This is a genomic window from Roseivirga echinicomitans (genome assembly GCF_001592935.1).
In the GTDB taxonomy this organism is placed as follows: domain Bacteria; phylum Bacteroidota; class Bacteroidia; order Cytophagales; family Cyclobacteriaceae; genus Roseivirga; species Roseivirga echinicomitans.
The window spans coordinates 349,260-363,004 of record NZ_LRDB01000012.1; the positions used below are offsets into that span (position 1 = coordinate 349,260).

At 41.6% G+C, this 13,745-nt stretch carries 10 protein-coding genes; 5 read left to right on the forward strand and 5 right to left on the reverse strand.

Annotation, left to right across the window (positions count from 1 at the left end; genetic code table 11):
• Window positions 1-22: 22 nt before the first annotated feature.
• The 3 genes from AWN68_RS10480 to mtaB all read right to left on the reverse strand — a co-directional run bounded on the left by AWN68_RS10480 (window position 23) and on the right by mtaB (window position 2,429).
• A complete protein-coding gene (locus AWN68_RS10480; RefSeq protein ID WP_068415085.1) occupies window positions 23-502 on the reverse strand; it encodes a heme-binding domain-containing protein in 480 nt (159 codons plus the stop codon).
• 129 nt (window positions 503-631) lie between these two features.
• Window positions 632-928 carry a hypothetical protein gene (locus AWN68_RS10485; RefSeq protein WP_068415087.1) on the reverse strand — a complete coding sequence of 99 codons (297 nt, stop codon included), beginning with the start codon at window positions 926-928 and terminating at the stop codon, window positions 632-634.
• Window positions 929-1,109: 181 nt separating this feature from the next.
• Window positions 1,110-2,429 carry a tRNA (N(6)-L-threonylcarbamoyladenosine(37)-C(2))-methylthiotransferase MtaB gene (mtaB, locus tag AWN68_RS10490; RefSeq protein ID WP_068415089.1) on the reverse strand — a complete coding sequence of 440 codons (1,320 nt, stop codon included), beginning with the start codon at window positions 2,427-2,429 and terminating at the stop codon, window positions 1,110-1,112.
• A gap of 233 nt (window positions 2,430-2,662) precedes the next feature.
• On the opposite strand from mtaB, the gene AWN68_RS10495 reads away from it, so the two are divergent.
• From AWN68_RS10495 to AWN68_RS10505, 3 genes are all read left to right on the forward strand, one after another.
• On the forward strand, window positions 2,663-4,825 hold the full coding sequence (locus AWN68_RS10495) for a glutamine synthetase III family protein (RefSeq protein WP_068415090.1): 2,163 nt from the start codon (window positions 2,663-2,665) through the stop codon (window positions 4,823-4,825).
• Between the two features lie 73 nt (window positions 4,826-4,898).
• On the forward strand, window positions 4,899-5,789 hold the full coding sequence (locus tag AWN68_RS10500) for an alpha/beta fold hydrolase (RefSeq protein WP_157716162.1): 891 nt from the start codon (window positions 4,899-4,901) through the stop codon (window positions 5,787-5,789).
• 273 nt (window positions 5,790-6,062) lie between these two features.
• Window positions 6,063-6,731 carry an outer membrane beta-barrel protein gene (locus tag AWN68_RS10505; protein WP_068415095.1) on the forward strand — a complete coding sequence of 223 codons (669 nt, stop codon included), beginning with the start codon at window positions 6,063-6,065 and terminating at the stop codon, window positions 6,729-6,731.
• A gap of 123 nt (window positions 6,732-6,854) precedes the next feature.
• Here AWN68_RS10505 and leuS read toward each other — a convergent pair whose 3' ends face one another.
• Complete coding sequence (gene leuS, locus AWN68_RS10510) at window positions 6,855-9,641, reverse strand: leucine--tRNA ligase (RefSeq protein ID WP_068415097.1); 2,787 nt, start codon at window positions 9,639-9,641, stop codon at window positions 6,855-6,857.
• Between the two features lie 129 nt (window positions 9,642-9,770).
• Here leuS and AWN68_RS10515 point away from each other — a divergent pair, with 129 nt between their 5' ends.
• The gene (locus tag AWN68_RS10515) at window positions 9,771-10,016 is read left to right on the forward strand and encodes a hypothetical protein (protein WP_068415103.1); all 246 of its coding nucleotides are present in this window, start codon (window positions 9,771-9,773) and stop codon (window positions 10,014-10,016) included.
• Between the two features lie 188 nt (window positions 10,017-10,204).
• Here the strand turns inward: AWN68_RS10515 and AWN68_RS10520 are convergent, their stop codons facing one another.
• Entirely contained in the window at window positions 10,205-10,819 is a 615-nt protein-coding gene (locus tag AWN68_RS10520) for a hypothetical protein (RefSeq protein WP_157716163.1), read from the reverse strand.
• 449 nt (window positions 10,820-11,268) lie between these two features.
• On the opposite strand from AWN68_RS10520, the gene AWN68_RS10525 reads away from it, so the two are divergent.
• Window positions 11,269-13,662 (forward strand): ABC transporter permease, encoded by a 2,394-nt coding sequence (locus tag AWN68_RS10525; protein ID WP_068415107.1) that lies wholly within the window; start codon window positions 11,269-11,271, stop codon window positions 13,660-13,662.
• Window positions 13,663-13,745: the final 83 nt, after the last annotated feature.

Here is a 13,745-nt window from a genome sequence, read left to right on the forward strand (position 1 = left end):
TCTTTTGATCATCAGTTCTTGATTAATTTTCTGTTTCTGTCTCTGCTGCAATATTTGCTCTTTCCGCGTTGGCCCATTTCCTTAATTTTTCAATCTGCTCATCAGAAAGCTTGGCCTCTTTGTGCATTGGAAGGTAATTAGGAAGCGGCATTTCACGCTTTTCTACCATTTCTACCATTTCTTCTAGCTTGTGGTCTCTTCTGCGGGCGGTAAAAGTACCCCAAAGTGAGAAGTTTAATTCATCTCTGCCATGCTCAATATGGTCGCCAATCCACCAGTTTAATGGAGCTACATTGGCGTACCAAGGGTAACGTGGTTGATTGGAATGACAATCGTAGCAAGAAGCTTTTAGCATTGCGGCTATTTCTTTATCTACATTGAGTAGACCAATAATGTCATTGTCAGTAACAGGCTCATTAATTTTTTCAGGCCTTTTGATGAATTGGATAACAACAAATGCAAAGAAAACGAAGAGAAGAATGTAACGAAGTATTTTTTTCATGATTAAGAATTAGCAGTGAAAAAATCGGTGCTATTCCAAATATGAAAAATAAATCTGTATAAAATTAGACGCTGGTGTAAAAAATAAGAAAGTCGCAGACTCTTAAGGCTGCGACTGTTGTGTGTATTCTTAGAAGATGAAGTTCAGGAATTCGAAAGCTCCCCAGAAGAGTAAAAGAGAGACCGCTGTGCTGGCCGTAATCAAAAGGAGTGTTTTCTTTCTTTCTTCTAATTGCTCTTGTTGAATCTGTGTTCTGATCTTTTTTGAACCTAAGGCACTGAGTGTTTTAAAAGTGTATTTGCGCCCAGACGGTTGAATGAATTTGTTTGCTGATTTAATGTTAAAAGATCCTCCTCTGTTTAATAGAGCCCTATTGTTTAACATTGTGTTGTTCGCATCTAATATAAAACCTATTCCGCTTGCCATGATTTTTTTAAGTTTAGTGACATGTAGGTTTTCGTGAAAAAGCACCTTAGGGTTCCTCGCTGAGGGTAAGTGGTAGGAGACTTGGGTAAAGGGTTGGAGTCACTGGGTAAAGTCACATTTTCAACTCTGAAAGCCTGATTGGAGCAAACAGACCTTTTGATTTTTTAGTGAAGTTATGGGCCTAGTGTTTTTCGAAAACCATTTCTGGTTCTTCAACAGCTACTGTGCCGTTCTCGTTGATGGACTTCAGTGTTACCGTTTTTAGCTCATTGATGAGCATCGGGTCATATTTAGCAGCAACACGTACATAGTTTTCCGTGAAACCGTGCATCATACCGTTCTCAATATCATTCTCAAAGAGTACAGTAGCAGTAGAACCTAGGTTCTCTCTATAGAACTGTTGTTTCTTTTTCTCTGAAAGAATACGGAGCATCTTTGATCGCTCTTTTCTTTCCTTTAAAGGAACTCGCCCTTCCATTTCTGGGGCGGCAGTATTTGCTCTTTCAGAATAAGTGAAAACGTGGAGGTAAGAGATATTTAACTCGTTTAAGAAGTTATAAGTATCTAAAAAGTCTTCGTGTGTTTCGCCCGGAAAACCAACAATGACATCTACGCCAATACAGCAATTGGGCATCAACTGTTTGATTTTGTTAATCCTATCCTCGTACAATTCCCTCAAATAACGCCTGCGCATTCTTCTGAGCGTTTTGTTGTTTCCAGATTGCAATGGAATATGGAAGTGAGGAACGAAACGTTTAGAGCTTGAAGTGAATTCAATGATTTCGTTGGTGAGCAAATTGGGCTCGATAGAAGAAATTCGAATACGATCAATGCCTTCTACTTCATCAATAGCTTTTACCAAGTCTACAAAGCGCTCAGTCCTTTTGCCATCTTGAATCCCGAAATCGCCAATGTTAACGCCTGTCAGTACAACCTCCTTTACTTCAGTCGCAGCAATTTCTCGTGCCGAACTCAAAATGTTCTCCACACTGTCGCTTCTGCTTTTGCCTCGCGCCAGTGGGATTGTACAAAACGCACAATGGTAATTACAGCCGTCTTGTACTTTTAAGAAAGTACGTGTTCTGTCATTAATAGAGTATGCATTATTAAAAGCGGTTGCTTCTTTAATTTCGGAAGCTAGCACTTGCGTAGTTTCTGGTTTTACAAAACCATCCAGTAATTCAATGAGCCTGAATTTTTCGGCAGCGCCTAAAACCGCATCAACTCCGGGTATTTCAGAAATTTCCTTGGGTTTTAACTGTGCATAGCAACCAATAATGGCTACATAGCCGTCAGGGTTTATACTCTGGGCTTCGCGAACAATCTTTGCACACTTTTTATCAGCATTATCAGTCACCGAGCAGGTATTGATAATGAAAATGTCTGGCGTTTCAGAGAATTCCACCTTTTGATAACCCTTTTCAGCGAACTGACGGGAAATGGTGGAGGTTTCTGAAAAATTCAGTTTACAACCTAGTGTATAAAATGCTACTTTTCTCATTTCGGGCTGCAAATCTAAGCATTTAACTTCTGATTCAGAAGCTTTAGCCTCGTAGTGACCCTGTTTGAGATGAATGGGTGTTTTCTTTGGGTTGAAAATTGTCGATTGAACCTGTTTTTTGGGTGTTTTCTGTTTTTTTCTAAAAAACTGGTTAAAAAAACACCCTGTTTCTAAATTAATGTCTGTAATTCATTTACTTTTGGGTGTAAATTTTAACCAACCTGTTCTAACGTATGTCAAATCAACGTCAGCGAGCGCTCAATATCGTTCAAACCAGAACTACGGAGCGTGTTTTCGCCCCAGCAGACAAAATTTCAGATTTCTTTGCCGATGATGTCTTCACACTTGAGAAAATGAGGTCGACCTTGACCCCTGAAACTTTCAAGAAAGTAGAGGCTGTTATTAAAAAAGGAAGAAAAATCGACCTAGAAACTGCCAGCGAGGTGGCTTCAGCAGTTAAAACGTGGGCCCTTTCTAAAGGTACTACTCATTACACACACTGGTTCCAGCCATTAACAGGATCAACTGCTGAAAAGCATGATTCTTTCTTTGATGCCCAAAAGGGGATTGAAGTGCTGAAGGGTAGTGCGTTGATTCAACAAGAGCCAGATGCTTCTTCTTTCCCGAATGGAGGAATCAGAAGTACTTTTGAGGCGCGTGGTTATACCGCTTGGGATCCTACTTCTCCAATATTTATTTGGGGTAGAACCTTATGTATTCCGACCATCTTTGTTTCCTACACAGGTGAAGCACTTGATCATAAAGTACCTTTATTGAAGGCGGTTGAGGCAGTTGATAAAGCAGCAACTAAGGTTTGTCAGCTTTTCGATAGAAACGTAACAGGTGTTAGTGTTTCATTGGGTGTTGAACAAGAATACTTTGTGATCGACAAAGCGTTATTCAATGCACGTCCAGACTTAGTAATGAGTGGAAGAACCATTTTCGGTCATCACCCAGCAAGAGGACAACAGTTGGATGATCATTACTTTGGTGCTATTCCAAGCCGTGTTTATAACTTCATGAAGGACTTCGAAATTGAGTCTTTGAAATTGGGAATTCCTGTAATGACCCGTCACAACGAAGTGGCTCCAGCTCAGTTTGAAGTGGCTCCTTTGTACGAAGACATTAACATTGCCACTGACCACAATTCATTGATGATGGATGTGATGGATCGTGTTGCTGAAAGACACGACTTGAAAGTGCTTTTCCACGAAAAGCCATTTGCGGGACTTAACGGTTCAGGAAAACATAACAACTGGTCGATAATTACTACAACTGGAGTGAATGTATTCCAGCCTAGTTCCAGCGCAAGAGAAAATTTGCAATTCCTTACTTTCTTAGTGACCACCATCAAGGCCATTCACGAACATCCTGGAATGTTAAGAGCGAGTATTGCTTCTGCTGGTAACGACCACAGGTTGGGTGCTAATGAGGCACCTCCAGCAATTATGTCGGTGTTTGTGGGTTCTGAGCTTACTTCGGTTTTAGATGAATTAGCAAACAACGGAAACCTTAAAGTAGATAAAGGTGACAACATGTACATGAAGTTGGGGATTGATAAGATACCTCAGATCATACTAGACAATACGGATAGGAACAGAACTTCTCCATTTGCCTTTACAGGAAACAAGTTTGAGTTCAGGGCTGTTGGTTCTGATCAGAATGTGGCCGAGCCAATGACTGTACTTAACCTAATTGTAGCGAACCAACTAAAGGAGTTCTACAATGAGGTAAGTGCACTGATTAGCAAGGGTGATGATAAGAAAATGGCCATTGTTAATGTATTGAGAAAGTACATTAAAGACTCTAAGTCGGTGCTGTTTGAAGGAGACGGATATTCTGAAGAATGGGCAGATGAGGCCAAGAAAAGAGGACTTCCGAATGTTAAAGATACGGCTAGGGCGCTTGATGCGTATGTGACTAAGGATTCCATCAAAATGTTTGAGGAATTTAAGGTAATGAACGCTGTTGAGCTTGAGGCAAGGAACGAAATTCAGCTTGAAAACTACATTCTGAAATTGCAGATCGAAGCTAGGTTAATGGGTGAAATTGCAATGAATATGATTCTTCCTGCTGCTGTTGATTACCAAAGTAGGCTCATGGACAATGCCAGTAAACTAGCAGGCTTAGGGCTTGATAATACTCACGTAATGGCTGTTGTTAATAAGGTTAATAACCATATTAAGACTATCCAGACGAAAGTAGAAGCGATGAACGATGAGAGGGGCGAGGTTAACCACATTGAAGAGTCTAGAGATAGAGCAATTGCTTATTGCGATAGAATTAAAGGGAAATACTTTAATGAAATCCGTAATGCCGTGGATAAACTTGAGTTACTTGTTGACGATGAGGATTGGCCTTTATTGAAATATAGAGAGATGCTTTTCTTGAGATAAGGAAAACGATTTTATAAATTTTGAAACCACTTCTGGAAGGGAGTGGTTTTTTTATGGTATGTTTCTAATGGCTATGAAGAAGAGATCGAAGTGGTTTAAAAGAATTAGAATTGGTTGCCTTTCCAGTTTGGTACTTATTATCGTGTTATCTCAAATAGTAAGCGGCTGTATAAGCTTTTCTAAAAGCGACAAAGAGGTGGCCGAATTTTTTCAAGGTCAGCCTGTAAAACCAGTGAGCGAGCCTTATGTGGTTGACGGCTATAAAATGCACTACGAAGTGCTGGACTTAAATCAGCCTGCCACCTTTGTGTTTGTACACGGCACGCCTGGTTCTTGGGATGCCTTTATCGACTATTTTGTAGACAGTACGTTTTATAATAAAGCAGTAATAATATCACCTGATCGGCCAGGTTTTGGGAAGTCGAGCCAAGGGAAACCAGTGGCTTCACTTGAAACACAAGCCAAATATTTGGCGCCTATTTTAGAGAAATACCCAGCGCCAAGAATCCTGATCGGACATTCATTGGGAGGCCCAATTGTAGCCAGAATGGCCATGGATTTCCCAGAACTGGTAGACGGAATTATCATGTTAGCCCCAGCACTTTCTGCCGAGTTAGAACCGCATGAAGATTGGTTCAGGGTGCCGATGCGTTGGCCAGTCATCGAAGGTGTTTTCCCTAAAATCTTTAGAGTGTCTAATGAAGAGCTTATTTTCTTACGAGAAGAACTTGAATTGATGATGCCGCTTTGGAAGAATATCACTGTGCCCAGCGTGGTTATTCAAGGTGAGGAAGATAATCTAGTTCACCCCGGAAATGGGCCTTTTGCAGATAGTGTTTTGGTCAATGCCCCACATAAAATCATCATGCTTCCCAAGCAAAACCACTTTTTGCCTTGGAACGAATCTGAGCTCATTAAAAAAACAATTTTGGAGATGCTGGAAGGGATAAAGAGTGGGAGTTAGGTTTTTTCTTTTCTATCGCTGCCCTCGCTATGTTTTTTGTCCACCCCCAAGCCCCCGCCATGCTTGCGCTAAAGCTTTAGCATACGCGCAGCGGGGGATAAAAGCAGCAGAGCTCATGTTTACTTCTGAAGTTTCTGTACATCTGCCGCTGTCCTCCCTTCTTGCCTTCGCGAAGCTTCAGCAAAGCAAGGGGGGAGGTGGCCATGGTCGGAGGGGGATTTGATTCACACTTTAACTTCCAACCAATCAAGATGAGGGTGTGTCTATTGGGGTATGAAAACCATTCGATTTTTTATTGTTTCTTTCATGCTTGGGGCTGCGAGTCCAGCTTTGCAGGCACAAATAACTGTAGGTCTTAAAACTGGTTATACTCAGGCTTGGGAAGATTATGGTGATGTCAACTTACCTGACGATGCGGTAATCCATGTGAATAGATTCAATGTTACAGCCATGGGCTATTATCGTTTGACACCACATTTCAGTCTAGGGATTGAGCCAGGGTTTGTGAAACGGGGCGCAGCTTGCGTACCGGGTTGGTGGGGAGGTACTCCGGGGTTTTCAGGAGATACTCAATTGACTTTGAATTATGTAGAAATGCCACTTATGTTAGCGGCTAATCTACCTTTCTGGAGTCCGAAACTTGAATTCAAGGCGAAACTGGGTTATGGTTTGGCTTATATGGTAAGTGCCAACGAGAAAATAGTCGACTTAGAAACCAATGAAGAGCTATTTAAGCAGAAGGTTGATTTTGATAGAAGAAACCTGAATCGTTGGGACAATGGTGTTTATCTAGGTATTGGTTTTGGTTACCAGATTGGGAAGGGAAGTTTATTATTGGAGAGTACCTACTTCAGGTCGCCAAAGAATGCCGATGAAAGCAACGCCTCTAAAAACAGAAGCTTGAATATCAATTTAGGCTATTCATTTTTATTGAGTAGATAAAACCAAAAAAAGCCCAATTCTTTCGAATCAGGCTCTTCTATATTTCCTTTGCACTAAGCACTAAGCACTAAGCACTAAGCACTAAGCACTAAGCACTAAGCACTAAACACTAAACACTAAACACTAAATAACGATATTCACAATCTTCTTCGGTACTACGATTACCTTTTTAGGAGTTTTGCCTTCGAGCCATTTTTGAACGTCTTTGCTGGCGAGTACTTCCGCTTGAATTTCAGCATTAGGTTTGTCTACAGCGAAACTCATTTTCACCCTCATTTTACCATTGAAGGCAATTGGGTATTCATGCTCGTCTTCTTGCAGAAACTCTTCATTCAGCACTGGATAAGGCGTATTTACAATACTTTCCTTATTGCCCAATAAACTCCAAAGCTCTTCAGTAATGTGTGGCGCATAAGGCGAAATCAACACCACTAAATCAGCCAACACCTGACGGTTATTGCAGTTCAATGCGGTAAGCTCATTCACGCAAATCATAAAGCTACTGACAGAAGTATTGAATGAATAACGCTCAATGTCTTCTTCCGCTTTTTTTATGGTTTTGTGAAGCACTTTCAACTCTGCTTTGTTTGGAGCTTCATCGCTTACAGCAAACTCACCTTCTTGGTTATGGAAGAGTCTCCAAAGCTTTTTAAGGAATTTAGAAACGCCATCAATGCCATTGGTATTCCATGGTTTGAATTGCTCCAAAGGCCCAAGGAACATTTCGTATAAACGAAGGGTGTCGGCACCGTAACGCTCAATAATATCGTCTGGGTTGACCACATTGTACTTCGATTTGGACATTTTTTCTACTTCCCAGCCGCAAACATATTTGCCGTTTTCTTCAGTAATAAACTCTGCATTAGCCAAATCAGGTCGCCATTTACGGAAAGCTTCCATGTTGAGTTCATCATTGTAAACAATGTTGACGTCCACATGCATATCGATAGTGTCGTAATCATCTTTCAGACCCTTCGATACAAACTTGTTTTCACCCTTGATGCGATAAACAAAATTCGATCTCCCCTGAATCATGCCTTGGTTGATCAATTTCTTGAAAGGCTCTTGTTGGTTCACAATGCCTAAATCATACATGATTTTATTCCAGAAACGAGAATACAGCAAGTGACCTGTGGCGTGTTCAGAACCACCAATGTACAAGTCCACATTTCCCCAATATTCTTGAATGTCTTTGTCTACAAAAGCCGTATCGTTCTTCGCGTCCATATAACGGTACCAATACCAGCTTGAGCCTGCCCAACCCGGCATGGTGCTCATTTCTAGCGGATAAGCTTCTGTTTCGCCTTTTGGCGTATAATTAAAGTTTTCGGCCCTGGCCAATGGCGGATCGCCATCTTCCGTAGGTAAATATTTATCAATTTCGGGTAGAATAATCGGCAGGTCGGCCTCGTCTACCAAATAAGGCAGGTCGTTTTTGAAATAAACAGGCACCGGTTCACCCCAATACCTTTGGCGCGCAAAAATGGCGTCTCTAATTCTGAAGTTGATTTTGCCTTTTCCAACTCCTTTTTCCTCCGCAAATTCAATGGCTTTGGCTATTGCGTCTTTACAACTCATCCCATTTAAAAAGCCAGAATTCATCATGACGCCTTCTTTTGTAGGGTCGGATTTTTCACTGATGTCTGCGTCTTCAATGACTGGAACAATCGGTAAATCGAAGTGCTTCGCAAAGTCGTAATCGCGTTGGTCGCCACAAGGCACGGCCATTACTGCGCCAGTACCGTAACCCGCCAAAACGTAATCCGCTATCCAGATAGGTATTTGAGTTCCATTGAACGGATTGGTGGCATAACTGCCCGTAAACACACCTGAGATGGTTTTTACATCACTCATTCTGTCGCGTTCAGAACGGTTTTTGGCCGTTTCTACATAAGCAGCAACCGCTTCTTTTTGGTCTTCTGTGGTCAATTCGGCCACCATTTCGCTTTCTGGCGCTAAAGACAAGAATGTCACTCCGAAAATCGTATCGATACGCGTGGTGAACACATTGATTTTTAAATCATGACCGATTACAGGGAAGGCCAGTTCGGCACCAATGGATTTGCCAATCCAGTTACGCTGCATTTCTTTCAATGGTTCTGACCAATCTAGGTTGTCCAAACTTTCGAGCAATCTTTGGGCATAGGCAGTGATGCGCATGCTCCATTGCTTCATTTTTTTCTTTACTACAGGGTGGCCACCGCGTTCCGAAAAACCATCTTTTACTTCATCATTAGACAATACGGTTTTTAGTTCGGGACACCAGTTTACCGAAGTTTCGGAAAGGTAAGTGAGTCTGTATTTGAGCAACATGCGCTGCTGCTCTTCTTCCGACCAAGCATTCCACTCGTCTGCTGAAAAAGACGGGGTGTCTTCATCGCAAGCGGCACTTACATTGGCATTGCCCGATTGAGCAAAGGTGGCTACCAATTGGTCGATAGTTTCGGCCTTTTCGGTGGCTTTGTTGTACCAGCTGTTAAAAATTCTAAGGAAAATCCACTGTGTCCATTTGTAGTACGCAGGGTCGCAGGTTTGAATTTCTTTGTCCCAATCAAAGGAAAAGCCGATGTTCTTCAACTGCTCTTTGTAGCGGTCGATGTTTTCTTTGGTGGTAATGGCAGGGTGCTGCCCCGTTTGAATGGCATATTGCTCGGCAGGTAAACCGAAGGCATCGAAGCCCATAGGGTGCAATACATTAAAGCCCTTGTTTCTTTTGAACCTAGAAACGATATCGGAAGCGATATAGCCCAGCGGATGACCCACATGAAGCCCAGCGCCCGAAGGGTAGGGGAACATGTCGAGTGAGTAAAACTTGGGTTTGCTCTTGTCTACTGTAGCTTTGAATGTCTGGTTTTCGTTCCAGAATGCCTGCCATTTAGGTTCTATATGCTTGTGATTATAATCTGCCATTGCCGCTTAACCGTTTCTAATATCTAAAGTGCGCAAAAATAGTGTTTTTCGCCCTTGAATAAATCATTTTCGTGATTATTCGTGCCTTTTGGGCAAGAGCCATTATATTTAATCATTGAATAGAAATCTATGTTCGGTTTATTTAAAAAGAAGCCCAAAGAAAAGCAGGCGCCAAAACTGCTTGATCTGAATAGCAATCCCATAAACGAGGGCGATGTAGTGACCTCGCTACGCTATGATTTAGGCGATTGTAAAGTAGTACTGGAAGAACTGGTATTTTTTTACGAGTCGGTTGAAACGGGAGAACGCGTAAGTTATGTGCGTATGGTGGATGCGATTACCGAAAATCAGAAAGTGGTTTTGAAGAAGGATTGAGTTCAAGTTTCTGTTAAGCCTTCACTAGTCCAAGCGTCTCGCTTGGACTTTTGTCTTACGATGGTCTCAGCGAGACGCTAAGACCAGTGGGGGGATTGAGTTGTAAACTCTCGCACTTCACTAGTTCAAGCGTCTCGCTTGGACTTTTTGTTGGTGTCAGCGAGATGCTAAGACCAGTGGGATGTACATTATTTGCACAAGCCTTCCCTCAACTCGATCTCATCTAATTTCATCCAGGCATTATGTTCGAACTCTTTGGGTGAAAACTTAAATAGAATGATGGTTTTATTGGTTTGTTCACAGTAATGCTGTTCTACCGTAACTTGTAATGTCATCGGTTTTTTGGTATAGCGGCTCTCGAAAATATCGAGATGTCCTGTAAATCTGGAAGTGCTTTTGTTGGCTTCTTTTTCACCCAGTAGCGCCTTGGTATTCTGGATAGTCGCATCACTTTTTTTCCAAATGTCTATACTCAATAAGCCATCAAAATAGAGTTGTAAACTGCTTTCGAGAACAGTCTTTGTCACTTGCTTATCGGTATCTACTTCCCATACAAAGGCATATGACCAGAACTCAGGACTTTGCTCATTAGACCAACCTTTTGGGAAAAGTGCCACTTCTGCGCCTTGAAAATTGATTTCTTGCGCAAAACTTATGGGGAACTGAAAAAGCTCTTTGCCCCAAGTACTGTCTGCTTCTAAAAGTCTTTCGGCTAGTTTCTCCGCTTCCTGCTCTTGGCCAAAGCTCAACATTGAGTTGAGGAGTAGGACTAAGGTCAGAAGGATGTTTCTTGTTGTTTTCATAGGCTTGTTAATGACTAACATATTGACAAATGCAATTGCATCTGTTGCTGTTATATCTGGGTCAATCTACTGAAATTATACATGTGATCACCTCTTTCCTCCTCTTTGGCGAAGGAGGTTGCCTGTCGGTCTCAGACTGGGGAGGATTGGGATTAAATACCTACAGTTCAAGCGTCTCGCTTGGACTTTCATCTTACTGTGGTCTCAGCGAGACGTTAAGACCAGAAAGGGAGAAATGGACAGTGCTAGCCTCTATTCTTTACTTTTTAATTCCCCTGTAAACCTTGTGGCTTTTCTGTACGTCCTTAACATGTGTCTGCCGTCTTCTTTCATGTTATTCACACTTTATAAACTACTATTGTTCAATGCGTAACACGTTACATATTTTTGTTACATTTATAACGGTCAATTTTTTTTAATCAGATTCTCAAATCTAAAAAACAACACACATGCTTAAAAATTACATCAAGGTTGCTTTCCGTAGCCTGCTAAGACAACCGGGCTACACGGCCCTCAATATTATTGGACTCACAGTTGGTATTGCCTCTAGTTTAATAATTCTATTGTACATCTTTCATGAAACGAGCTTCGATAAACAGCACTCTAAAGGTGATCGGATCTATCGTCTTTCAACAGAAATTACTGAACCGGACAATTCATTTAGGTGGGCAAGTATGACAAACCCTGCCGCATTTACGATTAAAAATGAAAACCCAGAGGTAGTACAGGCCACTCGATTGTCAGGCATAAGTGGTCAGGGAGGCAGGCGATTCGACTATAATCAAGTGGACTATTATCAAGAGAATGTCTACGCGGCAGACTCAACGATTTTTGAAGTATTTGATTTTGAATTTGTAGCGGGCAACCCTAAAACTGCACTGGAGGCTCCAAATTCAATTGTCATCAATCAGTCGATGGCAAAAAAAATATTTAAAAATGAAGACCCCATTGGTCAAACAATTAGAAGCGATGGGAATAGGGAGATTTCCTTACAAGTTACTGGGGTGTACAAAGACATGCCTCAAACTTCTCATCTCATTGCTGATGCACTGATTTCTTGGAAGACGATCTTCCCAGATGGAGATCGCGGCTGGGGAGGCTGGGGTGTTTTTTCCTATGTTTTAGTGAATGACGGTGTGACGCAAGAGGCCTTACAAGTCAAACTTGACGCAACTGTTACTAAATATATTGCTCCAATTTTTGACCCGCTGAATATCAAGGTTAAAATGATACCAGTCCCACTAAAAGATATCCATCTGACATCAGACTTTGAAGGAGAGCCTGTGGCAGTAGGCAATAATGAGTATGTAGAAATTTTCACGGCAATAGCAATTTTCCTTATCATTATTGCCAGTATCAACTACATGAACTTAGCCACAGCACGGTCTACTAAAAGATCGATGGAAGTTGGTTTAAGAAAAGTAATGGGGGCTCAAAGAGGTGGTTTAATAGGTCAGTTTTTAACTGAATCAATTCTTATCACACTAATATCTTTAATCTTGAGCATCCTGGTAATGATGGCTGTGGTTCCAGCAATAAACAGTATTGTGGGTACTAATTTATCTCTGATGGCATTGCTTGATACTAATGTGATATTGGCGGTCATCGGCATTGTGTTTATTACAGGGTTTTTGGGAGGTTGTTATCCCGCATTCTTTCTGTCTTCTTTTCAGCCAGCGGCTGTGCTTAAAGGAGGTGGAGGGAAATCTGGCAATAAATTTCTAAGGAAGTTTTTGGTGACGCTTCAGTTCTCCATTTCCATCTTCATGTTGATTGGTACTTTGGTCATTTATCGTCAGATGCAATTTCTTAGAGACAAAGACTTAGGTTTTGACAAAGAGCAGATGATGCAAATCGATTTTAGAAGTAGGGCCGATGTGGAGAAATGGAATGTGCTTAAAAATGAATTGGTTCAAAATGCCAATATAGGAGGAATCGCATCTGCGAGCACGACTCCCGGAAATGGCTATGCTAAAAACGTAATGTCAATTGAAACTGAAGAAGGGCCGATGGATAACCGTGGATTAGACCACTATCAGGTGGATTATGAGTTTTTTCCTACCCTGGGTATTGAGGTAGTTGAAGGCAGAAACTTTTCACTGGACTTTCCTTCAGACTCCTCACAAGCGGTAATGGTAAATGAGGCTATGGTGCGAAGAATGAACTGGACCGACCCAATTGGTAAAAAAGTAGATATTCAAGGAGATGAGTCTATGCCTCCCGCTGTGGTGGTTGGTGTGGTCAAAGATTTCCATCAACAATCACTTTACGATCCAATTTCGGCTTTAATGTTTACCCCAAGCCGTCTCAATCCTTCCGCAATTGTTAAAATCACAGGAGATGTAGTGCCTACAGTTGCCTTGATCAAGGAGGCATGGGAAAGAACATATCCTAATACAGCATTTGAGTATGTATTTATTGATGAGCAATTCATGGCGAGTTATGAGGCTGATCAAATTCGTGGTCAATTATTCTTGGGCTTTTCTGGCATGACCATCTTGATTGCTTGTTTGGGCTTATTGGGCTTGGCTTCCTACACTGCGGAACAACGTTCTAAGGAAATTAGCATCAGAAAAGTGCTTGGCGCTAATACACAAGGGCTAATTAATCTTCTCATTAAAGATTTTGTGATCCTTATCGTGATTGCCGCAATTATAGCCTCTCCAATTGGTTATTATAAAATGAGCCAGTGGCTGGAGGATTTTGAATTCCATACTACTATCGGTGTTTCCATTTACGCAACTGTATTGATTGGGACTATTGTAGTCACCGTGCTTACCACGGGTTATCATGCCCGTAAAGCAGCCACCGCTAATCCTGCGGAAAAGTTGAGGAGTGAATAAGGAGTAAAGTTATTGAAAGCTAAAAAAGGCTCATTCGGTCAATGGAATGGGCCTTTTTTTTATTGGATGCTTACGAGCAATTG